Source organism: Thiomicrorhabdus aquaedulcis, from assembly GCF_004001325.1.
Lineage (GTDB): Bacteria > Pseudomonadota > Gammaproteobacteria > Thiomicrospirales > Thiomicrospiraceae > Thiomicrorhabdus > Thiomicrorhabdus aquaedulcis.
On the sequence record NZ_AP018722.1, the window covers coordinates 1,513,815 to 1,536,548 of the forward strand.

Consider the following 22,734-nt stretch of genomic DNA (forward strand, 5'->3'; position numbering starts at 1 on the left):
TAGAATTTGTTATCCGCTTTAAAAACCTTCATTAACCAGGCCTGGTAAGGTTAAATAATTAACTCATTTAACTAAAGGCATCAGACCTAAAGCGCCATGCCTAGGTTAAATTGAAACGTTTGGGTATCGTCGCTCTTTTCATATGCCACAGGCTGTGCAAAACTAAACGACAATGGCCCAACTGGCGTAATCCACGAAAAACCTAAACCCACCGAGCTTCTAAGCTCACCTAAATCAATCTGATCAAAGGTGTTAAACACATTACCCGCATCAAAAAAGACACTTAAACGCAAATTGCTTGAATCTTCAATTAACGGCATTGGAAACACCAGTGCCGCTGTACTGATGACGCGCGTGCTACCACCTCTTGGACGATCACTACCATTAGCGGTTAAATCATAAAGATCACCCAATGAGTTGGGTTCAAAACCACGTACCGAACCAATACCACCGGCGTAAAAACGCTCGTAAAAAGGCAACTCTTCTGTGTCCCCATAGGCCTCACCATAAGCAATGCCTGCGCGCAAATTAAGGGTTAAATTGCGCGTTAAAGGGTAGTAAAACTTTTCGTCGGCAAAAAGTTTGTAATACGCCGCATCTGATGTACCAGGCACAACCGCTTGCATGGACAAGCTGGTTACTTGCCCATCGGATGGGAAGTAAAAGGCGTTTTTAGTGTCCCGTGTCCAGCCCATGCTGTAAATAGCCGCGGTGGTATCCGTACCGTTAATCGCCGCATAGTCATTACAAAAGCTAAACGTATTCGAACATACCAACTCTTGAGAATCTAACTTTAAACCGTAACTTAGGTTACTCACCTCGCTTAACGGATAACCCAACGACAACCTGATCCCTTTGTTGTTGGTGGTATAGTCGGCAATTTCGAGCTCTTCGGCGTCAATTTCGCTTAAATAAAAGCCACCACCCAAACTCACACCATCGTCGGTAAAGTAAGGATTGGTAATACCGATGTCGGCCGTTTTACGCGCCGCACTGGTGGCCACACTAAAATCGAGTTTATTACCGCTGCCCACAAAGTTTCTTTCGGACACACCTAGGTTAAAACTTACACCATCCAACTGAGAATAACCGACACCCGCACTAAACGAGCCCGTGGCCTGTTCTTCCACTTTAACCACTAAATCAACTTCGTCTTTTGAAACACGCTTAGTTTCAATATCGGCACTTTTAAAGTATCCCAGGCGATTTAAACGCGCTTTTGAATTGCGAACGTCTTTTAGAGAATAAGGCGCACTTTCTAACTGGCGCATTTCACGACGAATAACATGATCTCGAGTACGTGTATTGCCTTCTACTTCAACACGTCGAATATACACTCTGTCCTTAGGCTCAACCTTGAACAGCAGAGCAACGGTTCTATTGGTTTTATCCAACACTGTATCAGGCTCAACCTCGGCAAACGCATAACCTTCTTCACTTAAGCGATCTCGAATAGCGTTTACCGAAGCGACGATAGCACTACGTGAAAAAACAGCGCTTTCTTTAATGGTCAATAAAGCTTCAAGCACTTTGCGTTCAACAATTAGCTCTCCGGCAAAATTAATGGTCGAAATAGTGTACTGCTCACCTTCAGTCATATTAATAGTCGTAAATACTTTGGATTTATCAGTCGATAAACTGACTTGTGACGAACGTACTTTATATTCAGCGTATCCACGATCCATATAATAGGAGCGCAGGGTTTCTATATCCGCTTCTAACTTAGGTTTAGAGTATTTGTCGCCATCTCCGAATGCAGCAGATTTATCGGACATTTGTATTAACGATTTTAAACGCTCATCGGAATACACCTTATTGCCAACCAAAGCAATTTTGCCAATGGTCGCAGGATCGTTTTCGACAATTTTAATTTTTAAAGCAACACGATTGCGCGGTAATTCAGTGCTGATAATTTCAACTTCTGCCGCGTAATAGCCAAAATTGTGGTATCGACGCTTTAAATCAACAATGACACGATCCATCTCAACTTGGTTGTAAATTCGTCCAGTTTTAATACCTAAACCATCCAAAGCTTCTTTGAGAGCGTCTGTTTCAATGAGTTTATTGCCCTCCATTTCAATTTCGGCCAATGTTGCACGCTCAACCACCTTAATTACCAAAACACCATTGTCTTTTTGATATAACGACACTTCATCAAAAAAGCCAGTTTTATAAAGACTTTGGATGGTTTTTTGCACCATTGAACTGCTTAAAGTTGTGCCTTTGGCAAAGGGTAAATAACTGTTAATGGTTTCAAAACCAATGCGATTCGCACCCTCAACTTGAATGGTTTCAACCACAAAAGCGTGACTTAACACAGGAGTAAACATCAGGCCAATAAGTGCGCTTGATAAGGCCGTTCTTTTTAGAGATTTAAAGTTCATATTAACCATTTGCAATTCTAACTACGTCATTAAATAAAGCGACAAAGGTTAAGCCTAAAATCAATACTAAGCCTATCTGTTGCCCCACCATCATTATTTTTTCGTTGACTGGAGAGCCTTTAAGCATCTCAACCAAATAAAACATCAAATGCCCACCGTCTAAAACAGGAATAGGCAAGAGATTTAAAAACCCTAAACTCAAACTTAACAATGCCAACAAACCCAAAAACGAGATAAATCCAGTTTGCATGGCCTGCCCAGAAAATTCAGCAATGCTGAGCGGACCCGATAAGTTTTGAACGCTTACCTCTCCTAAAAGCATACGCTTAAGCATTGTCCAGCTCATTTGCAATAGGTCGACGCTTCGGTCAAACCCTTGCCCTAAAGATTCTATATAACCATAACGAACCACCGAGGTATAAGGCGCCATGTCAGCTTCGGTTATTTTTACCCCTACCCCTAACTTGCCGACCACTTGACCATCGGCTAACGTATTAGACTCTAAACGAACCTGAGTGGTTACAACATTGGCATTGCGCATAAACGTTAAGTCAACCAACTGATTAGGGTTGGCCTGAATACGTTCAACCAGCTCATGCCAATAGGCAACCTGCTGACCATCAATTGACACAATTAAATCGTCAGTTTGCAACCCTGCCAGCTGCCCAGCGCTATTAGGCAAGACCTGCCCCACCACGGGTGGTACTGAAATCTTTGCCGCACTTAAACCCAATTCTTTTAACCAATTTTGCTTGGTTTGATTAATGTCTAAACCGTCCAAACCAACACTAAACAGCGTGAGTTCTCGCTGAGTCAACGCATTTTGCAACGTAATATCAACCGAAGACTGCTTTTCAATTAAGGCGTGTAATACCGCCTGATGAACCATTTGCCAACTTGCAACCGACTCATTATTAATACGCGTAATCGACCAGGCCTGGTCATTTTCAAATAACGTTATTTGACTTGCCTTGGCAGAAATAGCTAATGGACTGTTCTCGTGCGTTTGGTTAATGATAGGTTTAACACCACTCACGCCAATCATAAACATAGCGCTAAGCACTAACCAAGCAAACACCAAGTTGATAATGGGTCCTGCCGCCACCACCGCAAAACGTTTGTAAACCGATTGGCGATTAAACGCCCTGGCTAAATCTTCTGGCGCAACATTGCCTTCACGCTCATCCACAAATTTAACAAAACCGCCCAACGGAATCATTGCAATACTAAAACGTGTTTCTTTGCCTTGACGTTGATAAAGGGGTTTACCAAAACCAATCGAAAACTCCAACACCTTAATATTAAACCAACGCGCTACTTGGTAGTGTCCCCACTCGTGAATACCCACCAGCAAGGCAATGACCACTATAAAACCCAAAACAGACCAAAGCACACTCATATAACGCCTTTGGCAAACACCCAAGCAATGTACAGCATAGGCACGGCAATCAATAAACTGTCTACTCGATCTAATATACCGCCGTGACCGGGCAAAATAGACCCACTGTCTTTTAAACCCGCTTGGCGCTTGAGAACACTTTCAAATAAATCGCCCACCACAGAAAATAATGCAATCAACGCCAAGAGTGTTGCCATAATCCAAAGATTCCACTTAAGGTCTGATGACAACAAAAACAAACCCAGTACAGCAACCACAAACGCAAGGACAGTACCGCCCCATACGCCTTCCCAAGTTTTACCCGGGCTTACAAACTGAGCTAATTTAGTTTTACCAAAGCGTCGACCACTAAAGTATGCGCCCGTGTCAACAGCCCAAATAACCATTAAACTTACCAACAATAACTCAGGCGAAAATTCAGTTCTAAAACGCGCCATTAGCACGGTAAAAAGCACAATTGAGAGCACACCCATTAACGCTGTTACAACGGAAGAGTTTACGCCACTTTGTCCTTTAGAGCGTTGATAGCGAATGACAATAAAAAACAACGCAAACGCCTCAAGCATTGTCAGCAAAACAATAAGTTTTAAATCAAGCCACTCCAGTCCCAGACCAAAAGTACCCATGACGCCCAAAACATAAAGTAATTTATGCCATTGCTTATCCAGACCAGCAAAACTCGACCATTCCCAGGCCGCTAAGCCAGCCAGTAACAACATAAGCGTTTGCCAAAGCCACAAAGGCGACCAAAAGAGCGCAACTGTAAATGCGCTGGCCAAGAGCAAGGCTGTAATAACTCGTTGTTTTAACATTTTTTTAACACTTGGTGACCTGTTCACTGGTTTGGCCAAAACGGCGTTCGCGTTGCTTAAAAGAAGCGATGGCAGCATCCAAGGCTGCTTCATCAAACTCTGGCCAAAGAGTATCGGTAAAATAAAGCTCGGCGTAGGCCACTTGCCAAATTAAAAAATTACTAATGCGCTGTTCGCCACCTGTACGAATTAACAGATCAACCTCGGGCAACTCTTTTAAACACAACCAATGGGTTAACTGCGCCTCGGTTAAATCATTAATGGACAGGTCGGGATGAGCGTGCTGCCACTTTTTGACCGCTTCAACAATATCCCAACGCCCACCATAATTAGCGGCTATTGTTAACACCAAACCGGTATTTCGTGCGGTAGTCGCTTCGGCCAAACTAATGTGCGTTTGAATATCTTGACTAAACGCTGTGCGATCGCCAATCACTAATAAGCGCACGTTGTTTTCATTGAGCTTAGTGACTTCTCGTTGCAAAGCTTTTAAAAAAAGCCCCATCAACTTGTTAATTTCATCGGGAGGACGTCGCCAGTTTTCGGTACTAAAAGCATAAAGCGTTAGTGCTTTCACGCCAACTTTAGAGCAGTGCTGAACCACACGCTTAACCGAATTAAGGCCTTTTTGATGACCAACAAACCGAGGCATCAATCTTTTTTAGCCCAACGTCCGTTGCCATCCATAATAATAGCAATATGCTGGGGCACCAATAATTGATCAATTTGTTGTGACAAAACAAACCCCTAAACAGAGCCAAAATGCAAAACGGTCGTTAAACGGCAATAATTTACCTTTATAAACGACCGTTTTATTATATAAAACCATAGGATTATGCCGTAGTTGAGCATAAATATCGACTTAAATTTCCATTAAGGTCGCTTCTTTTTCATGCAATAACGCGTCAATTCGCTTAATAGCTTCGTCTGTAATTTTTTGAATTTGGTCTTCAACTTGACGTGCTTCGTCTTCGGTTATGGCTTTGTCTTTTAATAAGTTTTTAATATCACCATTGGCATCTCTACGAATATTACGCGCAGCCACGCGAGCCGCTTCTGCCTCATTGCGCGCCACTTTGGTAAAGTCTTTACGACGCTCTTCCGTTAGCACCGGCATTGGAATACGCATTACACTACCTATTGTGACTGGGTTAATCCCCAAATTAGACATCATAATGGCTTTTTCGACCTTGGCAACCATCGGCTGCTCCCACGGCTGCACTAACAAAGTACGCGCATCTTCAACGTTGATATTAGCCACTTGACTTATAGGCACTTCGTTGCCGTAGTAATCTACCATGACCGAATCTAAAATACTGGGATGCGCACGACCAGTACGAATTTTGGCAAAGTTAGCCTCTAAATTTTCAAAGGTTTTTTGCATTCTGCTTTTTGCATCGTCTTTTACACTGTTTAGCATTTTATTCTCCTGAGCTTACGAGAGTGCCTTCATCGCCACCCTTCACAATTCGTATTACCGCGTTATCTTTAAACATGTCAAATACGCGAATAGGCATATTATGATCACGACACAACACAAACGCCGTCATATCCATAACCTGAAGATTCTTTTGAATAACTTCATTGTAAGTTAATGACTTATAACGAGTTGCTGTTAAATCCTTTACCGGATCAGCCGTGTAAATTCCATCCACTTTCGTGGCTTTTAAAACAATGTCTGCATCAATTTCAATGCCGCGTAAAGCTGCAGCCGTATCGGTGGTAAAAAATGGACTGCCCGTGCCGGCAGCAAACACCAATACTTCACCGTCTGCCAACTGTTTTTTAACCGTGTTGGCGTTAAAACCGCTTGAAATACCTTCAATGCTCATCGCCGACAAAATTTGTGACTTCATACCAAAACTTTCAATTACATCGCGTAACGCCAATGCATTTATAACCGTGGCCATCATACCCATGTGGTCGCCGGTAGTACGAGCAATGCCTGAACCCTGAATTTGTGCGCCTCTAAAAATATTGCCGCCACCGACCACAATACCAATCTCAACCCCTAAATCATGCAGTTCTTTTACTTGCCCTACGACCCGATGCAGAGTTTTGGCCTCTAAACCAAAGTCACCATCTCCCATTAAGGCCTCACCACTGAACTTTAAAAGAATACGCTTGTATTTAAGTGTCATCACTGTTCCTCGAGTCTTAAAATTACGGTTAGCTGTAAAGTGCTTTGCAGGTTTAAAAATTAACCTGCAAAAAACTCTAAATTTATAGCGCTATTAACAAAAAAGCCATAGCTAGCTTACTGATTCAGCAAGACAAACTATGGCTTCATAAACTAGGGAAGATTACCCGCCCATAGCCATTTTACCAGCCAACGCCACTTCATCAGCAAAGTTGGTTTCTTCAATCACAATGCCTTCTCCGACTTCTAAACGGACAAACGCATCCACTGTAGCTTTGTTGACTTTTAACAACGCTTCAACGGTTTGATCTGGGTTTTTAACAAACGCCTGACCCAATAGAGTAATGTCTTGCAAATACTTACGCATACGCCCTTCGATCATTTTTTCGATGATTTCCATTGGCTTACCACTTTCTTGCGCTTGCTCGATTTGGAACTTGCGTTCTTTTTCAAGCATTTCTTGATCTACATCCGCCGAAGACAATGCAGACGGTTTTGCCGCTGCAATGTGCATAGCAATGTCACGAGCCAAGGTATCATCGCCACCTACAACGCTCACAACAACACCAATTTTTTCACCGTGCTGATATTGACCAATATGACCGGCAGATTCAACCAACTCAATACGACGAACGCCCATATTTTCACCAATGCGCGCTACCATTTCACGACGCGTAATGTCGACTGTTTTACCAGAGGCCATTTGTGCGTTCATGACCGCTTCAACGTCGGTTGTGTTCATGGTTAAAGCAATACTAACTACTTCGTTAGCAAAGGTCTTAAACTCATCACCCTTGGCTACAAAGTCTGTTTCGCAATACACTTCGGCAATGGCCGCTTTTTTCTTATCGCTTGACACTGCAATGGCAATCACGCCTTCTGCTGCAACACGTCCGGCTTTTTTATCTGCACCAGCCATGCCTTTTTTACGCAAAAACTCAATCGCAGCTTCCATATCGCCATCAGTTTCTGTTAATGCTTTTTTACAATCCATCATTCCTGCGCTGGTAATTTCGCGCAGTTCTTTTACCATTCCAGCTGTAATCGCCATGTTTCTTCCTTAAAGTTTAAAGTCAAATATCGTAAAGTAAAAAGGCCCGATCAAGTTGACCAGGCCTGGTTAAATTATTCTGCTGCTTTATCTTCAGCTTCTACAAAATCATCGCCTTCAACCGAAGTGGTGATAGTAGCCTTACCTTCAAGAATCGCATCTGCTGCAGAAGATAGGTATAAAGTAATGGCACGAATTGCATCGTCGTTACCAGGAATAACATAATCAACACCACGTGGGTCGTTGTTAGTATCAACCACACCAATAACCGGAATCCCTAGGTTTCTAGCTTCTTGGATTGCAATGTTTTCATTACCAGTGTCGATGATAAAAATAGCATCAGGCATAGCACGCATGTCTTTAATACCACCCAAAGACAATTCTAGCTTTTCTCTTTGACGCGTCATGGTCAACGCTTCACGCTTGGTTAGCTTTTCAAACGTACCGTCTTGCTGCATGATTTCTAACTCTTTCAAACGTTTAATAGACGCTTTGATTGTTTTAAAGTTAGTCAACATACCACCTAACCAACGGTGGTTTACATACGGCATACCACAACGGTTAGCTTCTTGTGCAATGATGTCACGTGCAGAACGCTTAGTGCCTACAAACAATACTTTACCTTTGTTGGCTGCAATGCCGCCCACTACGTTTAACGCGTCGTTAAACATAGGCAATGTCTTTTCTAGGTTGACGATATGAATGTTATTTTTTGCACCAAAAATGTATTGATTCATTTTTGGGTTCCAGTAACGAGTTTGGTGACCGAAGTGAACACCGGCTTCTAACATTTCACGCATGGTAACTTTTGCCATGATTTTCTCCAAGTATAGGGTTAAGCCTCCGTTTGCCCATAAAACGAACTAAAAAACAGGGATTGTCCCTTTTAAACGTCTTTTAGCACCCCGTTGTATGTCTTGGCAAACGTGCGGATTCTTTGTTTAACTTTCTGTTAAAATAGCTTTCATTTTGAAAAGCGCGGGATTTATACCATAACCCAAGCAAATTAACAATTTTAATTACCGTGAAAAGCACTGTAAAACCAATGGCATTTTTTAGCCTGCGACTTTAGACAGATCTTTGCTCCAAAAGACTTTAAAAGACTTTAAACCCATGACCATAAAAATAAAAACCCCTACCGAACTTCAAGCCATGCGCATTGCTGGTAAATTAGCGGCCGACGTATTAGAAATGATTGCACCGCACATAGTTCCTGGCGCAAACACCGGCGAACTTAATCAAATCATGCACAACTTCATGGTTAATGAGCAAGGCACCATTCCGGCCACCTTAAATTATCATGGGTTTCCAGCCTCATGCTGCATCTCAGTTAATCATGTGGTTTGCCATGGCATTCCAGACTTTAAAAAATCTTTAAAAAACGGGGACATTGTTAACATTGATGTCACCGTTATTAAAAACGGTTACCACGGCGACACCAGCCGAATGTTTGAAGTAGGAGATGTTAAGCCATTTGCACATCGCCTATGCCAAGTAGCCCACGAATGTTTATGGCTGGGGATTGCGCAAGTAAAACCTGACGCTACATTATGGGACGTGGCCAACGCCATTCAAACGCACGCCGAACACAACAACTTTTCGGTTGTTCGCGAATACTGCGGCCATGGCATTGGCGCTGAGTTTCACGAAGAACCACAAATATTGCACTACGCCACCCCCGAGCTTAAAGACATTGTGCTAAAACCCGGCATGGTTTTTACAATTGAACCCATGATTAATTTAGGCAAATCTGGGGTTAAGCTTTTAGGCGACCATTGGACAGTGGTAACCAGAGACCGTAAACTTTCTGCACAATGGGAACACACATTAACCGTCACCCCAACCGGTTATGAAATCTTTACCTTAAGAACCGGTGAACAACCCGTTTTGCCAAATATTGAATGACTTAACCCATTACGAGCCTGCCATGACACAAAATCGCCCCTCACTACCCCGATTTGTCACCGCCTTAAACGACAGCGCAGTGAGCTCGCTCGACACCCTTAAAACTGGGCGCGAAACGCTTAAACAATTTGCAGATTATCAGTTTGCTCAATTTGAGCAAGGGGTTGCTGTGGCCGAACTTATTAAAGAGCGCGCCACTTTTATTGACCAATTGCTTAAAAAAATCTGGCACCATTACATTCCTAAAGAAGCGGCGACTTTGGTAGCGGTAGGCGGTTATGGACGTGGCGAATTGCAACCGTATTCAGACATAGATGTGCTTATTTTAGTGAATGATACGTGTAACCACCAAGAAGCATTTTCGGACTTTATTACCTTTTTATGGGATTTGGGCTTTGATGTAGGCCATGCCATGCGCACGTTAAACGACTGCGTCAAAGCCGGTTTAGAAGACGTCGCCACGGCCACCAACCTATTAGAAGCACGCTGGATTGCCGGCGACTATTCGCTGTTTGAAAAACTACAAAACATCTGGAATCAAACCGACTTTTGGCCAAGCCAAGAATTTTTTAAAGCCAAGTATCAAGAACAGCTCAATCGTCACGCCCGTTTTAACGAAACAGTGTATCAACTCGAACCCAATATCAAAGAGAGTCCTGGTGGATTACGCGATATTCAAACCATTTACTGGGTCGCCAAACGCCACTTTAAAGCCCATTCTATTAATGAATTGGTGCAACGCAATTTCTTAACCATGGAAGAGTACCTGGACATTGAAGCGGCGTATAAATTTTTAAACCGAATCCGGTTTGCCCTGCATTTAATGAAAAAACGTCGTGAAGACCGCTTGCAGTTTGAGCAACAACAATTTATTGCTCACTTATTTGGCTATACGGACACCGCTGAAAAAATGGCTGTTGAGCAATTTATGAGCAGTTACTATCGTAACGTGCAAAACGTCGTCAAAATGAATGAGATTCTTTTACAACATTTTAGAGAAGTGTTGTTTGACCAAGAACCGCCTAGCATCACGCCTATTAACAGTCGCTTTCAATTGGTTAATCATTACCTAGACATTCACAGTGTTGACGTATTTATTCACTACCCTACCGCACTGCTAGAAGTCTTTTTAATTTTAGAAAACGCCGACCACATTCACGGCCTGCGCTCTAATGCCATTCGCACCATTCGCGATCATTTATATTTAATAGACGACAGTTTTCGTAACGATCCCATAAACAAAGCGCTGTTTATGGAAATCTTTAGACAACCCAAAGGCGTTAATGCCGCGCTTAAGCGCATGCACAGTTATGGCATTTTGGGTGAATATCTACCGGTATTTAAAAAAATTACTGGGCTAATGCAATTTAATATTTTTCACGCGTACACCGTCGACGACCACACCATCTTAACCATTCGTAATTTACGACGTTTTTTTGTAGACACCTTTACCTATGAGTTTCCGACCGCGCACCAAATTGCTCAAAACCTATGCAAACCCGAACTGCTTTTTTTAGCCGGTTTATTTCATGACATTGCTAAAGGCCGTGGAGGCGCTCATGAGATATTGGGCGCGCTTGACGCAGCCGAGTTTGCCGCACAGCATCATTTATCCAATAAAGACGGGGCGCTTATTAGTTGGCTAGTACGCCATCACTTAGAGTTTTCGGGTGTGGCACAGCGCAAAGACTTAAGCGACCCCAATGTTATACGTCGCTTTGCCGAAAAAATGGGCGACCAAGAACACCTTGATTACTTGTACCTACTAACCGTGGCCGACGTGTGCGCTACCTCAAGCGAGGTATGGAATGACTGGAAAAACTCTCTGTTCTTAGACCTGTACAATGAAACAACCACGGCATTAAGCCAAACGGCCAGCATACCCAAAGACAAATCAAAAAAAGCCCTGCAAACCCAAGAAAAAGCCAAAGAGCTATTATCACAACGCGGCTTAGCCTCACCGGCGTATCAGGCGTTTTGGAACAGCTTGGTCAGCAGCGAATTTTTTAGTCGTCACAACGCCAGCGATGTAGCGCGCATTACCACCACTTTATATCAAGCTGAACTGAGTAAAACGCATCTTTTTTTAGACGATAAATGCCAGCGCGGTGCAGCCGAACTGTTAATTTACATGCCCGACCGAGATTACTTATTTGCCCAAATAACGCAAATTCTGGATAAACTTAATGTAAACGTGGTTGAAGCGCGTATTTACGCGACCACCAAGGGCATGACCCTAGTGATGATGTACTTTTTAAGCCGCGACAAGCTTACTGAAATTCACACCGACCATCTGCACATTTTGCGTGAAATAGAAACACAGCTTAGAGATCCAGAGATAAAACCCAGCGGCCTTTACAATCCCATAAAGGCGCGTCGAATCAAACATTTTGACACCCCAACCCAAATCACATTTAGCGACATTAATGAACACTTAACCGAGTTGTCTATTTGCACTAAAGACATTCCAGGTTTATTGTCTAAAATTGGCTATGCGTTAAAAAGTTGCAACATTCGACTGCACGACGCCAAAATTCACACAGAAGGCGAAAAAGCCGAAGACGTATTTTTAATTAGCGACATTCACAATAACGCTATTTCACAAAAACAAGCCAAAGGTGCTCTCACCGAAGCACTGCTGGATTTAATAGAAAAAACTTAGTAACTCTTGCGCATACTCTTGTTATTGTTGGGTTTAGCGATAAAAAAATATCCGCAAATCCGTTGGATAATAGCAAACACTGTAAGTTTTTAACCCTTTTATTCGCGTGTTCGTCAATGCAATGCTCTCTGCGTTGCAAATACTCTTTACCAGCAAACAAATACATTTGACCAGGCCTGGTCAAATGTTTAAAACGTATTTAACTCACTTCAAACAGTTCAACCACATTATTATCTAAGTCTTTAAAAAACAATGCGTTGCGACCTGATGCGCTTTGTGTAAACGTAACCTCTAACGCGCGTAAACGTGTTATAAAATCGGTAAAACCATCTACTCGCAATGCAAAATGATAGTCACGACCGCCATGCGGGGGTCTTTTTGTTCCTAAATTAGGATTGTCTAATTGCATAATATGCAAACTTTGACCAGACAGTAAATCAAGCCAATAACCTGGAAAACCTAAATCAGGCCGTTCCAATAAACGTAACCCCAGCACATCTTGATAAAATTGCACACTGGCCGCCGCGTCTTTTACAATAATGCTTACATGATCAAACCCCATTATCTTTGCCACAACCACTCCTTTTTAGTTAACCATATGACTCATATTCAGCGCATAACACGACGCTTTGTGATACTCTTTGACGCAATTTTAAATTCAAAATTATACCCAAAATGCTATAATTTAACGTTATTAACTAAAAAATATGGAACGCCTCTATGTCAGCTGAACTGCAAAAAATTATTGAAGACGCCTTTGAACGCCGCGCAGAAATCACGCCTAAAAATGTTGATGCGGAAACAAAACGCGCTATTCAAGAAACCTTACACTTGTTAGATTCGGGTAAAATGCGCGTTGCCGAACGTCAATCTGTGGGTAAATGGACTGTTAACGAATGGTTAAAAAAGGCAGTCTTACTGTCTTTTCGTACCGAAGACAATGTCTTAATGAACTCGTCTGAAACGCGTTACTTTGACAAAGTACCTTCCAAATTTGCCGACTATTCACAAGCCGATTTTGAAGCCGCCGGCGTGCGTGTTGTACCACCTGCCATGGCGCGTCGCGGTGCATACATTGCGCCTAGCACGGTGCTTATGCCTTCTTACGTTAACATTGGCGCTTACGTAGACACCGGCACCATGGTCGATACCTGGGTTACGGTCGGTTCGTGCGCGCAAATTGGTAAAAACGTCCATTTATCAGGTGGCGTTGGAATTGGTGGGGTTTTAGAACCACTGCAAGCCGCCCCCACCATCATTGAAGACAACTGCTTTATTGGCGCGCGTTCCGAAGTGGTTGAAGGCGTTATTGTTGAAGAAGGCTCGGTTATTTCAATGGGCGTTTACATCGGTCAATCCACACGAATTTACGATCGTGAAACCGGTGAAGTGCATTACGGTCGCGTTCCGGCCGGCTCAGTCGTAGTATCGGGTAACTTGCCATCAAAATGCGGTAAATACAGCTTGTACTGCGCGGTTATCGTTAAAAAAGTGGACGCTAAAACGCTAGGTAAAGTAGGTATTAACGAGTTATTGCGCGATATTTAAGCCAAACCAACACGTTAAAAAAACTATTAAACGCCCTACTGCGCCTTGGCCAGATTAGGGCGTTTTTGCATCAAGAGACCTTCAAAATGATTTTATACGGAATTTCTAACTGCGATACGGTTCGTAAAGCACGCCATTTTTTAGAGCAAAATAAGGTTGAGTTTACCTTTCACGATTTTCGTAAGAACGGTTTAACCCCACAAATTGTGCAAAATTGGCTCACGTTTGTCGCCCTCGAACAATTGGTTAATCAGCGCAGCACCAGTTGGAAGACGCTGACGCCCGAGCAAAAAACCAACCTGTTAATCCACCAAGATTTAAGCCTATTAATAGACATGCCCACGTTAATTAAACGCCCGGTGCTCGAAACATCTAACCAACTGTTGCTTGGATTTGATGCCATTCGTTATCAAAACCTACTCTGTGCAGACACATCGGCCGCCGCTTTGGCTGGTTAAAAAATCGAGCGCCACAGTTAAGGGTATTTTTTGGTTAAATCCGGGCTAATTTCCACAAGCCATCTTCTCAAACCGCGCATGAAGGCCTAGAATAGAAGGCCATTTTATTCACCATAACGAAGCCGACCATGACCGAAACCATTTCGCTTGCACAACAACTCATTCAAATTGATTCTGTCACCCCAAACGACAAAGGCTGTCAAACACTGATTGCCAATTACCTTGCTCCGCTGGGCTTTAACATAGAACCCATGCCGTTTGGTGACGTGGCAAATTTATGGGCGCGCAAAGGAACCGCATCGCCGTGTTTGGTGTTTGCCGGCCACACCGACGTAGTGCCCACGGGCCCCGAAAACGAATGGACTTACCCACCTTTTTCGGCTCATATTGACGGCGATATGATGTACGGTCGAGGCACCGCTGACATGAAAAGCAGCATCGCCTGCTTTATGGCTGCCACCAAACGCTTTGTTGAACACTATCCACAGCACCAAGGCTCCATTGGATTTTTAATCACCAGTGACGAAGAAGGTCCTGCGGTAAATGGCACGGTTAAAGTCATTGAAACCCTAGAAGCCCGTAACGAAAAGTTTGAATACTGTTTGGTGGGCGAACCGTCCAGCGATCAAAAACTCTGCGATTCCATTAAAAATGGACGTCGCGGTTCGTTAAGCGGCACGCTCACCATTAAGGGAATTCAGGGACACATCGCTTACCCAGAACTGGCCGACAATCCTATTCATGCCCTTGCTCCAGCGCTTGAGCAATTGTTGCAAGTTCACTGGGATCACGGCAATGATTACTTTCCCCCGACCTCTTTGCAGGTGTCTAACATTAACGGCGGCACGGGTGCGACTAACGTAATTCCAGGTAACGTTGTGGTGCAATTTAATTTTAGATTTTCAACCGAGCACACCCCAGAAACCTTAAAAGAGGGCGTACACGCCATTTTAGACCACCATCGTTTAGACTATAGTCTTGACTGGAACTTGTCTGGACTGCCATTTATTACCCCCTCGCATGGCAAACTGATTCAAGCCGTACAACAAGCCTCACACGCTATATTAGGGTACCAACCTACCCTATCAACCGCTGGTGGCACGTCTGATGGACGATTTATTGCACCCACCGGTGCGCAAGTGCTTGAGTTAGGCCCACTAAACGCCACCATTCACAAAATTGACGAATGCGTAAGCGTCAGCGATTTAAACAAACTCACTGACGTATACTATCAGGTGTTAATTAACCTACTCGCTAAAGAGAATTAAACCCTATGATGACTGAAAACGAACTGCCGGTAGCGTTGCAATATGGCTTAATTGGCCTACAACTTTTGGCGTTAGCCGTTTTTATTTACGTGATATGGCCATACGTACGCAGTGAAGCCTGGCGTAAAAAATTTATTGAAAACAAAACTGCACGTTCGTTAATTATTGTGTTCGTGTTAATTTTTATCTTTGTATACGGCTTAGGGGCGTTTTTTGATTATTTTTATCCGCTCGAACGCTTAGACATTCCAGCCAATAATTCTCAACCCTAAATACGAGGCCTTTGCACGAGTAGATTGTCGAAAAAAACAGTAAAAAAATGGTAAAAATTTCACGGTTTTTCGCCTCAATCCGCAAAACTTTAGCGCATTTTTATCTCAATCCCAATCGTGCAAGGATCTCAATATATTTTTTATTCATTTTTTCCATATTTACCATATTAGGACATTACATGACCGACGCTATTTTAATTAGTCAATCCATTTTAGGCCAAGATTTAACCGCTCAAGACTGTGAATTGTTGTCACTTGCTGTGACTCACCGAAGTCTTGAAAAAGGTGAAATTTTATTTGACGAAGGCTCAACCGATGAAACCCTGTACATTTTAATCAGCGGTAAACTAGAAGTGCTCAAAATGGTGGGTTCAGACCATTCGATTTCAATCGACATCTTAAAAGAAGGCAGTATGACCGGTGAGTTAAGTTTTATTGATGGCCACCCACATACTATGCGTTTAATTGCCAAAAAAGACTCTAACGTGTTGATGCTGCACAAAACAGCCTTTGAGAATTTGGTTGAAAAACACCCCTTAGTGACTTACCACGTTATGCGCTCTATTTTGCGTTATTCTCATATGTTGCAACGCAAGATGAACGTTAAATATCTTGAAATGCATCGCATGGTGCAAAATCAATACACGGCACAGTATTAAACAATATTGACCAGGCCTGGTTGCATTTCAATCAATGATAAGACGTTCATAAAGCCGCTATGAGAGCTTTGCGCATATTGGCTTAACATAATTTAACCAGGCCTGGTGGTTTGCAGTACGCTTTTTACATACAATCCGTACAACGCTAATGCCCCTATCATTACCCACCAAACAGCCTGCCCAGTCACTAAGTTACTTGCAAATATCCACAAAATCGCCACGGGCACAAACCATTTTAGGTTTAACAAAAACACTGCCGAAAAACGCTTAGGCAGAGCCATTTCTTGTGCGCGGTCTTGATCTTTAAACACCCATGCTACAAACACGGCCATAAACATTCCACCCAACGGCAGCATAATATTAGTGGTCATAAAATCAAGGCTTTCAAACAACGTTCGCGTGCCCATGAAATGTACGTTTTGCCACATATTAAAAGACAAGACCGTGCCTACGCCCAACAACCAAGTAGCAAAACCCAACCCGCAGGCCGCCTTAATTCTTCCAATACCAAAACGTTGATTAAGCCAACTCACCGACGGCTCGAGTAACGAAATGGCCGAGGTTAATGCCGCAAAGACAACCAGAGCAAAAAACAATGTGCCAAAAAACCAACCCCCGCTCATCTGCCCAAAGGCAATAGGTAAGGTACTAAACAACAACCCAGGTCCCGAACCGGTGGCTAAGCCATTGGCAAAGACAATAGAAAAAATCACTACACCGGCTAACAACGCCACCAAAGTATCCACCACCGCCACCCAAAGGCTCGCGCTGGCAATAGAATGCTGCCTTTCAAAATAAGAGCCGTACACCATCATGGTACCTAACCCAATGCTTAGCGTAAAAAATGCATGCCCCATGGCAACCAAAACGGCTTGCCAACTGAGTTTTGAAAAATCGGCCGCAAACATAAACTGGACACTTTGCTCAAATCCAGTGGTTGTCATTGCGTAACCCAGCAACACCAATAAAATTAACAACAGCGCAGGCATCATAAAATTAAGAGCCACTTCCAACCCTTTACGCACACCCCGCGCGACAATCCACACCGTTAATACTGTGACCACAGTGTGCCACCACAGTAATTGCAGAGGATTAGCCAATAACACGGTCAAATGTTCGCTGGCCTGTTGAGCGGACATAGTCTGAAAAACACCCTGCGCGCTATCAAAAAAATACGCCACACCCCAACCGGCAATGACCGTGTAAAACGATAAAATAAGCGCACCGGCTAAAAGACCATTTACCCCCAGCAAAGACCATAGTCGGCTGGCGCCTTGTCTTTTTGCTAACACCTGCATGGTGTGAACCGGATTACCTTGTCCGGCACGTCCCAAGGTAATTTCGGACATTAAAATAGGCAAACCCAGTAACAACACACACCCTAAATACACCAACACAAACGCACCGCCACCGTTTTCACCGGTAATATACGGAAACTTCCATAAATTACCCAAGCCCACAGCCGATCCCACGGCGGCTAAAATAAAAATCCGCTTGGTAGACCAAGTTTCTCTTAATACCGTGCTCGAAACCTTATTCGAAAGTTTAAGTGAGGGCATGATTCTTCCTTTATAATACAAGTCATTTTTTAAAATTATACACAGAGTCTTATGCACATCCAGGCCAACTGCTCACTTCGCCCCTACAACACCTTTAACATTGACGTTAAAACTCGCTACTATGTTGAAATCAACAAGCAAAGCGACATTCTCGTACTGCGCACCGACTTAAAACTGGCGTCTTTACCATGGCAAATCATGGGAGATGGTAGCAATATTTTATTCACCAAAGACGTCGAAGGCGTTACGGTTCGTTGCAGTTTTAATAAAACCAAAGTGGTTAAAGAAGACCAAGACAGCATTTGGCTTTCGGTAGGTGCCGGCGTTAAATGGCATGATTTAGTGGCCTACACGGTAAAACAAAATTGGTGGGGATTAGAAAATCTAGCCTGGATTCCTGGAACCGTAGGTGCCTCAGCCGTGCAAAACATTGGCGCGTACGGTGCCGAAGCGCAAGACACGATTACTCGCGTACAAACCCTTAATATTTACGACGGGCAACGGGTAGAGTTTAGGCACGCCGAGTGCAACTTTGGCTATCGCACCAGTTTGTTTAAGCAAGAATACACCAACAAATTGCTTATTCATCGCGTGACCTTTAGGCTGCGTAAATCACACGCCGGCAAACCCAATTTGGTGTACGAGCCGCTTAAACAGGCTTTACTGCATATTGCTAAAGACGACTTAAAATCTCAAGATATTTTTGAGGCGGTGATTGCTTTGCGACAAGAGCGCCTACCCGACCCTAAAACACAAGGTAATGCGGGAAGTTTTTTTAAAAACCCCATCATCGAAGCACCATATTTTGACGATTTGATACAAGAACACCCCAATATGCCACATCATAAAATGCTTGATGGGCGATATAAAATCCCCGCTGCCTGGTTTATTGAACAAGCGCAATGGAAAGGTCAACATCGTGGGCAAGCTGGGGTTTCGGCTAAACATGCATTGGTTTTAATAAATTTAGGCCACGCCACTGGCAACGAAATTGTCGAACTCGCGCAATTAATTCAAGCCGATGTAAATCAAAAGTTTGGCATTTATTTAAACTTAGAAGTCATTATTCTATAAAAGAACGTTGAAACCTGCGCACAGTTAGAGCTCTTTAAAGTTTGGAGCTCAAGTAAACACAGGCTTTTAAACCTCGCATTGCACTTTTAACTGCAAAGCCTCTGCATCGGCTTGTGTTTGGGCAAATTGCGCGCACAATCGCTTAAACACTAATTCATTAATGCCCAATAACGCATTTGGGGAAATTTGATAATGCATCCATGCGCCCTTACGGTAAGCCGTGACTAAATTTGCCGCCTTTAAATACGCTAAATGACGCGATACTTGACTTTGACCCACCTTCAAAACAGCCACCAACTCACACACACAAAGCGACTCTTTTTGGCTTAATAAATGCAATAATCGAATGCGTAACGGCTCGCTTAAGGCTTTAAAAAACTGACTGTAATGTTCTAAATCTTTTTCGTACTCTTGCTGTATATCACGCTCTAAGTCGTCCATAACACTCTCTTAAAAACCTTTGCACAAATGTGGCGAACGATAAAAAGTTTAACCATTTTTGGCCGTACAGCCATTCGTACAAAGGCCTCTCTAAATTTAAAAAATACCCAAGTTAAACTCTGCAGGACTTAAAAGCCACAACGCAACAGGTACAACCTTTAGGCGTGTTAGCCTTGACTAAATCTGCTTATACGGATATCATGTTTTTACATTAAGTAAAACAATATTATTTTAGGGTAAAAGCCATGTTTGAACAACTCGGAAATTGGTTTGCGTTTGACCTGTTTGGCTTAAGCCCCACCAGCCAACTAGGTCTTGCCGTGCAATTTTTTGTTATGGACTTAACCAAAATATTTGTTCTGCTGGTGGTGATCATTTATTTAATGGGGTTGTTACGCGCTTACGTCTCCACCGAGCGGGTGCGCCAAATTGTCATGGGTAAACCCGCTTGGATGGCGCGAAGCCTAGCGGTAAGCTTGGGTGCTGTCACACCGTTTTGCTCTTGTTCGTCGGTTCCATTATTTATTGGCTTTGTTGAAGCTCGGATTCCGATAGGCATTACCTTTGCGTTTTTAATTGCCAGCCCCATGATAAATGAGGTGGCCGTAGTGCTGTTAATTGGAATACTGGGTTGGAAGATTGCCCTGGCTTACGTGTTAGCAGGCCTGGTCATTGCCTATGTAGGCTCAATTATTATGGAATGGTTTAAACTCGAGCGCTGGGTAGAGTCGTACGTTTGGGACATTAAAGTACGCCAACAAGCCGAGCAAAAAGCCCTAAGCTCTGGTTTCAGCCAACGCCACCACTTTGCTTTAAACGAGGTTAACGTCATTGTTAAACGCATCGGCCTGTGGATTGTCATAGGCATTGGTTTGGGAGCTGCATTTCACGGCTTTGTTCCCGAATCTTGGGTAGCGGGTACGTTAGCCGATGCGTCAAACTGGTGGAGCGTTCCCGCGGCAGTGCTCATTGGCGTACCGCTGTACTCTAATGCCACTGGAGTGTTTCCTATTATTGAAGCGATGCTTAATAAAGGCGTTCCAGTGGGCACTAGCTTGGCGTTGATGATGAGCATCGCCGCACTGTCGTTGCCCGAATTACTGATACTGCGAAAAGTTATCCGCTGGCCTGCTTTGGCGGTGTTTGTGGGCGTGTTAGTCGTATCGTTTACGCTGGTAGGGTATTTATTTAATTACCTGTTTTAGTAAACGGACATTAAACAAACGTTAAACAAACATTAAAAAAATCGCCAGCGCAATTTAACCAGGCCTGGTCAAACGTAAAAATCTCAAAAACATTTAATTTTAGACTTAAGGAGTAAGACATGAAAGGTAATTTAATGGTTCGTATGATGACGCTGATGGTGATTGTCGCGGTGGTTTTAGCGCATATAAGCGGGCACACTAATCTGTTCACAATAAATTGGCTATGGCTGGCACTTTTTGCATCCGCGATGGGCTTACAAGCCACTTACACTGGATTTTGTCCGTCTAATCTAATAGGCAAACTGTCTAAAACAGGGCAATGCTGTCCTAGCGGAAGTTGTTCAAGCACCGATTCAGACTCACAAACAACGCCTAAAAACCCCACGACTTCTTCGGCCTGTTTTGGTGCTGGCCAATCTGAGCCTGCGTGCTGCGGTAACGCACCCTGCTCGACGTTAATCATTAAAGTGCTTGGCACGGGATGCGCCAATTGCACCAATACAGCCAAACTTATTCAAAGCATCGCCGACGAACTTAATGTGGCAATCAGCATCGAAAAAATCGAAGACATCGCTCAAATTGCCTCTTATGGCGTGATGAGCACACCCGCCGTAGTGATTAACGATCAGGTAGTTCATTCGGGTGGCGTGCCGTCCAAGTCTATAATTACTGGCTGGCTTTTGCCCTAAAACTCCATAAATAAGTCACACGACTGTCATATTAAAACCCTAAATTACCACCAAAATACATACCCAAATACATACCCAAATACACACCCAAACAGTTAACTAAAAAAGGAACACAGCATGACCATTAAAGTAGCCATTAACGGCTTTGGCCGCATGGGGCGTTTAGGATTACGCGTGGCGTTTGACTGGGCTGAGCTCGAATTTGTCCACATTAACGAAACCGCCACCGATGCTTACGGCTCAACACACTTGCTTAACTTTGATTCGGCACACGGTCGCTGGCACCATGAGGCGGTTGAAGACGCTGATCAAATCATTATTAACGGTCATGCCATCAGTTACTCAACTAACAAAGACATTGCCGACACAGATTGGGGCGCGTTAGGAGTGGACGTGGTTTTAGAATGCACTGGCAAATTTCGCACCCGCGAAAGCTTGCAACCCTACTTTGACCAAGGGGTTAAACAAGTCATTGTGGCCGCGCCCATGAAAGAAGGCGTTAAAAACATTGTAATGGGCATCAACGACGCTATTTTTGTAGCCGGTGAAGATTGCATTGTGACCGCAGCATCGTGCACCACCAATTGCATTGCCCCAGTGATTAAGGTTTTGCACGAAAAAATTGGCATTAAACACGGCATGATTACCACTTTGCACAACCGTACCAACACCCAAAAAGTAGTTGATCACGGCCATAAAGATTTACGTCGCGCACGTTCGAGTTTTGAGTCACTGATTCCCACCTCAACCGGTTCGGCTACGGCGATTGGTACTATTTTTCCGGAGCTTAACGGCAAACTTAACGGCATTGCGGTGCGTGTACCGTTAATGAACGCCTCGCTCACCGATTTGGTCATGGAGATGAGCCGCCCTACCAGCGTGGACGAAGTGAATAATTTGTTTAAAGAGGCCTCAGAAACCTATTTGCAAGGCATTTTAGGGTATGAGACTCGCCCGTTGGTGTCAGTCGATTACGAGGGCGAGTCGTGTTCATCGGTGATTGATGCCCTATCTACTATGGTGGTTAACGACACTCAAGTAAAAGTCTTAGCGTGGTACGACAATGAAATTGGCTACATGCTAAGAATGATGGAGCTAACGGTTAAAGTCGGACACGCCAACCAAGCGTTGTAAACGTTTAATCGTTAACTATTGATCTTAAAATGACCAGGCCTGGTCATTTTTTATTTTGCGCATTTTTTAAGAGA

21 protein-coding genes and 1 pseudogene are annotated in these 22,734 nt (G+C 43.5%); 11 read left to right on the forward strand and 11 right to left on the reverse strand.

Annotation, left to right across the window (positions count from 1 at the left end):
• Nucleotides 1–86 precede the first annotated feature (86 nt).
• The 8 genes and pseudogenes from bamA to rpsB all read right to left on the reverse strand — a co-directional run bounded on the left by bamA (nucleotide 87) and on the right by rpsB (nucleotide 8,601).
• On the reverse strand, nucleotides 87–2,384 hold the full coding sequence (gene bamA / locus EP181_RS06910; protein WP_232023368.1) for an outer membrane protein assembly factor BamA: 2,298 nt from the start codon (nucleotides 2,382–2,384) through the stop codon (nucleotides 87–89).
• A 1-nt stretch (nucleotide 2,385) separates the two neighbouring features.
• Complete coding sequence (rseP, locus tag EP181_RS06915) at nucleotides 2,386–3,783, reverse strand: RIP metalloprotease RseP (RefSeq protein ID WP_127470998.1); 1,398 nt, start codon at nucleotides 3,781–3,783, stop codon at nucleotides 2,386–2,388.
• Entirely contained in the window at nucleotides 3,780–4,595 is an 816-nt protein-coding gene (locus tag EP181_RS06920; protein WP_172959713.1) for a phosphatidate cytidylyltransferase, read from the reverse strand. Before EP181_RS06920 ends, rseP begins: the two co-directional genes overlap by 4 nt.
• A 4-nt stretch (nucleotides 4,596–4,599) precedes the next feature.
• Nucleotides 4,600–5,282: pseudogene (uppS, locus tag EP181_RS06925) on the reverse strand (polyprenyl diphosphate synthase).
• 175 nt (nucleotides 5,283–5,457) lie between these two features.
• On the reverse strand, nucleotides 5,458–6,015 hold the full coding sequence (gene frr / locus EP181_RS06930) for a ribosome recycling factor (RefSeq protein ID WP_127471000.1): 558 nt from the start codon (nucleotides 6,013–6,015) through the stop codon (nucleotides 5,458–5,460).
• A gap of 1 nt (nucleotide 6,016) precedes the next feature.
• Nucleotides 6,017–6,736 (reverse strand): UMP kinase, encoded by a 720-nt coding sequence (gene pyrH / locus EP181_RS06935; RefSeq protein ID WP_127471001.1) that lies wholly within the window; start codon nucleotides 6,734–6,736, stop codon nucleotides 6,017–6,019.
• Between the two features lie 162 nt (nucleotides 6,737–6,898).
• Entirely contained in the window at nucleotides 6,899–7,786 is an 888-nt protein-coding gene (gene tsf, locus EP181_RS06940; RefSeq protein WP_127471002.1) for a translation elongation factor Ts, read from the reverse strand.
• A 74-nt stretch (nucleotides 7,787–7,860) separates the two neighbouring features.
• Nucleotides 7,861–8,601, reverse strand: coding sequence for a 30S ribosomal protein S2 (gene rpsB / locus EP181_RS06945; protein WP_127471003.1), 741 nt, complete (start codon nucleotides 8,599–8,601; stop codon nucleotides 7,861–7,863).
• A 298-nt stretch (nucleotides 8,602–8,899) separates the two neighbouring features.
• On the opposite strand from rpsB, the gene map reads away from it, so the two are divergent.
• The gene (gene map, locus EP181_RS06950; protein ID WP_127471004.1) at nucleotides 8,900–9,691 is read left to right on the forward strand and encodes a type I methionyl aminopeptidase; all 792 of its coding nucleotides are present in this window, start codon (nucleotides 8,900–8,902) and stop codon (nucleotides 9,689–9,691) included.
• Nucleotides 9,692–9,713: 22 nt separating this feature from the next.
• Nucleotides 9,714–12,353, forward strand: a complete 2,640-nt coding sequence (glnD, locus tag EP181_RS06955) for a [protein-PII] uridylyltransferase (RefSeq protein WP_127471005.1) — start codon at nucleotides 9,714–9,716, stop codon at nucleotides 12,351–12,353.
• Nucleotides 12,354–12,552: 199 nt separating this feature from the next.
• Here glnD and EP181_RS06960 read toward each other — a convergent pair whose 3' ends face one another.
• A complete protein-coding gene (locus EP181_RS06960; protein ID WP_197723358.1) occupies nucleotides 12,553–12,927 on the reverse strand; it encodes a VOC family protein in 375 nt (124 codons plus the stop codon).
• A 146-nt stretch (nucleotides 12,928–13,073) separates the two neighbouring features.
• On the opposite strand from EP181_RS06960, the gene dapD reads away from it, so the two are divergent.
• From dapD to EP181_RS06985, 5 genes are all read left to right on the forward strand, one after another.
• Nucleotides 13,074–13,901, forward strand: coding sequence for a 2,3,4,5-tetrahydropyridine-2,6-dicarboxylate N-succinyltransferase (gene dapD / locus EP181_RS06965; RefSeq protein ID WP_127471006.1), 828 nt, complete (start codon nucleotides 13,074–13,076; stop codon nucleotides 13,899–13,901).
• An 86-nt stretch (nucleotides 13,902–13,987) separates the two neighbouring features.
• Complete coding sequence (locus tag EP181_RS06970; RefSeq protein ID WP_127471007.1) at nucleotides 13,988–14,359, forward strand: Spx/MgsR family RNA polymerase-binding regulatory protein; 372 nt, start codon at nucleotides 13,988–13,990, stop codon at nucleotides 14,357–14,359.
• A gap of 128 nt (nucleotides 14,360–14,487) precedes the next feature.
• Nucleotides 14,488–15,627: a succinyl-diaminopimelate desuccinylase gene (gene dapE, locus EP181_RS06975; protein ID WP_127471008.1), complete on the forward strand. Its 1,140-nt coding sequence runs from the start codon at nucleotides 14,488–14,490 to the stop codon at nucleotides 15,625–15,627.
• 5 nt (nucleotides 15,628–15,632) lie between these two features.
• The gene (locus EP181_RS06980; RefSeq protein WP_127471009.1) at nucleotides 15,633–15,899 is read left to right on the forward strand and encodes a hypothetical protein; all 267 of its coding nucleotides are present in this window, start codon (nucleotides 15,633–15,635) and stop codon (nucleotides 15,897–15,899) included.
• Between the two features lie 179 nt (nucleotides 15,900–16,078).
• Nucleotides 16,079–16,558 (forward strand): Crp/Fnr family transcriptional regulator, encoded by a 480-nt coding sequence (locus tag EP181_RS06985; RefSeq protein WP_127471010.1) that lies wholly within the window; start codon nucleotides 16,079–16,081, stop codon nucleotides 16,556–16,558.
• A 92-nt stretch (nucleotides 16,559–16,650) separates the two neighbouring features.
• Here EP181_RS06985 and EP181_RS06990 read toward each other — a convergent pair whose 3' ends face one another.
• Nucleotides 16,651–18,117 carry a sodium-dependent transporter gene (locus tag EP181_RS06990; protein ID WP_127471011.1) on the reverse strand — a complete coding sequence of 489 codons (1,467 nt, stop codon included), beginning with the start codon at nucleotides 18,115–18,117 and terminating at the stop codon, nucleotides 16,651–16,653.
• Between the two features lie 51 nt (nucleotides 18,118–18,168).
• Between EP181_RS06990 and murB the strand changes: the two genes are divergently transcribed.
• Nucleotides 18,169–19,191: a UDP-N-acetylmuramate dehydrogenase gene (murB, locus tag EP181_RS06995; protein WP_127471012.1), complete on the forward strand. Its 1,023-nt coding sequence runs from the start codon at nucleotides 18,169–18,171 to the stop codon at nucleotides 19,189–19,191.
• 66 nt (nucleotides 19,192–19,257) lie between these two features.
• Here the strand turns inward: murB and EP181_RS07000 are convergent, their stop codons facing one another.
• Complete coding sequence (locus tag EP181_RS07000; protein WP_127471013.1) at nucleotides 19,258–19,632, reverse strand: ArsR/SmtB family transcription factor; 375 nt, start codon at nucleotides 19,630–19,632, stop codon at nucleotides 19,258–19,260.
• Between the two features lie 245 nt (nucleotides 19,633–19,877).
• Between EP181_RS07000 and EP181_RS07005 the strand changes: the two genes are divergently transcribed.
• The 3 genes from EP181_RS07005 to EP181_RS07015 all read left to right on the forward strand — a co-directional run bounded on the left by EP181_RS07005 (nucleotide 19,878) and on the right by EP181_RS07015 (nucleotide 22,660).
• The gene (locus tag EP181_RS07005; RefSeq protein ID WP_127471014.1) at nucleotides 19,878–20,837 is read left to right on the forward strand and encodes a permease; all 960 of its coding nucleotides are present in this window, start codon (nucleotides 19,878–19,880) and stop codon (nucleotides 20,835–20,837) included.
• A 119-nt stretch (nucleotides 20,838–20,956) separates the two neighbouring features.
• Nucleotides 20,957–21,526: a thioredoxin family protein gene (locus EP181_RS07010; protein WP_127471015.1), complete on the forward strand. Its 570-nt coding sequence runs from the start codon at nucleotides 20,957–20,959 to the stop codon at nucleotides 21,524–21,526.
• Nucleotides 21,527–21,643: 117 nt separating this feature from the next.
• Nucleotides 21,644–22,660 (forward strand): ArsJ-associated glyceraldehyde-3-phosphate dehydrogenase, encoded by a 1,017-nt coding sequence (locus EP181_RS07015; RefSeq protein WP_127471016.1) that lies wholly within the window; start codon nucleotides 21,644–21,646, stop codon nucleotides 22,658–22,660.
• Nucleotides 22,661–22,734: the final 74 nt, after the last annotated feature.

Bases quoted from the DNA above. Each gene is read 5' to 3' on its own strand.
- bamA (WP_232023368.1), bottom strand. From the start codon at position 2,384: ATGAACTTTAAATCTCTAAAAAGAACGGCCTTATCAAGCGCACTTATT.
- rseP (WP_127470998.1), bottom strand. From the start codon at position 3,783: ATGAGTGTGCTTTGGTCTGTTTTGGGTTTTATAGTGGTCATTGCCTTG.
- EP181_RS06920 (WP_172959713.1), bottom strand. From the start codon at position 4,595: ATGTTAAAACAACGAGTTATTACAGCCTTGCTCTTGGCCAGCGCATTT.
- frr (WP_127471000.1), bottom strand. From the start codon at position 6,015: ATGCTAAACAGTGTAAAAGACGATGCAAAAAGCAGAATGCAAAAAACC.
- pyrH (WP_127471001.1), bottom strand. From the start codon at position 6,736: ATGACACTTAAATACAAGCGTATTCTTTTAAAGTTCAGTGGTGAGGCC.
- tsf (WP_127471002.1), bottom strand. From the start codon at position 7,786: ATGGCGATTACAGCTGGAATGGTAAAAGAACTGCGCGAAATTACCAGC.
- rpsB (WP_127471003.1), bottom strand. From the start codon at position 8,601: ATGGCAAAAGTTACCATGCGTGAAATGTTAGAAGCCGGTGTTCACTTC.
- map (WP_127471004.1), top strand. From the start codon at position 8,900: ATGACCATAAAAATAAAAACCCCTACCGAACTTCAAGCCATGCGCATT.
- glnD (WP_127471005.1), top strand. From the start codon at position 9,714: ATGACACAAAATCGCCCCTCACTACCCCGATTTGTCACCGCCTTAAAC.
- dapD (WP_127471006.1), top strand. From the start codon at position 13,074: ATGTCAGCTGAACTGCAAAAAATTATTGAAGACGCCTTTGAACGCCGC.
- EP181_RS06970 (WP_127471007.1), top strand. From the start codon at position 13,988: ATGATTTTATACGGAATTTCTAACTGCGATACGGTTCGTAAAGCACGC.
- dapE (WP_127471008.1), top strand. From the start codon at position 14,488: ATGACCGAAACCATTTCGCTTGCACAACAACTCATTCAAATTGATTCT.
- EP181_RS06980 (WP_127471009.1), top strand. From the start codon at position 15,633: ATGATGACTGAAAACGAACTGCCGGTAGCGTTGCAATATGGCTTAATT.
- EP181_RS06985 (WP_127471010.1), top strand. From the start codon at position 16,079: ATGACCGACGCTATTTTAATTAGTCAATCCATTTTAGGCCAAGATTTA.
- EP181_RS06990 (WP_127471011.1), bottom strand. From the start codon at position 18,117: ATGCCCTCACTTAAACTTTCGAATAAGGTTTCGAGCACGGTATTAAGA.
- murB (WP_127471012.1), top strand. From the start codon at position 18,169: ATGCACATCCAGGCCAACTGCTCACTTCGCCCCTACAACACCTTTAAC.
- EP181_RS07000 (WP_127471013.1), bottom strand. From the start codon at position 19,632: ATGGACGACTTAGAGCGTGATATACAGCAAGAGTACGAAAAAGATTTA.
- EP181_RS07005 (WP_127471014.1), top strand. From the start codon at position 19,878: ATGTTTGAACAACTCGGAAATTGGTTTGCGTTTGACCTGTTTGGCTTA.
- EP181_RS07010 (WP_127471015.1), top strand. From the start codon at position 20,957: ATGAAAGGTAATTTAATGGTTCGTATGATGACGCTGATGGTGATTGTC.
- EP181_RS07015 (WP_127471016.1), top strand. From the start codon at position 21,644: ATGACCATTAAAGTAGCCATTAACGGCTTTGGCCGCATGGGGCGTTTA.